Source organism: Pseudocoprococcus catus (genome assembly GCF_019734885.1).
GTDB classification, from domain to species: domain Bacteria; phylum Bacillota; class Clostridia; order Lachnospirales; family Lachnospiraceae; genus Coprococcus_A; species Coprococcus_A catus.
The window spans coordinates 1-469 of the sequence record NZ_JAAXCM010000059.1; the positions used below are offsets into that span (position 1 = coordinate 1).

Here is a 469-nt window from a genome sequence, read left to right on the forward strand (position 1 = left end):
CCATGGAAATATCTTCTTCTCTTACACTTCCGTATTCTACATAATCACACTTTTTCACCATTTCTTTTGGCAGCCAGTTCAGTCCTTCAAAAAACTCTTTGATTGCATCCAGTTTCTTTGCACTAAATGGCGGACAGACCACCGTATTGATTACAATACTTTCCTTTGCCCTCTCTCCAAAGGCTTCTACCAGATATTTTAATCCCTGTATTGCTTTCCCAAAGCTTCCTTTTCCTCCACTCATCACTCTGTACGCATCGTGGATTTTCTCCGGTCCGTCTATGCTTGCCAGAACACTCATTCCTTCCACCCCTGCTACATATGCTGCGATTTCCGGTGTTACCAGTGTCAGGTTGGTAGAGAAAGAAAAGGTCAGTTCTTTTCCTTTTATGATCTGTCGGCTGTAATCTATTGTCTTTTTCATCAGTTCAAACTGCACCAGCGGTTCTCCGCCATAAAAGGATACTGC

Annotated in this window: 1 protein-coding gene; it reads right to left on the minus strand. The window is 42.9% G+C overall.

The window, feature by feature from the left end:
• On the minus strand, positions 1 to 469 hold a 469-nt coding region (locus HED67_RS14985), incomplete at both ends, for a radical SAM protein (protein WP_331467102.1).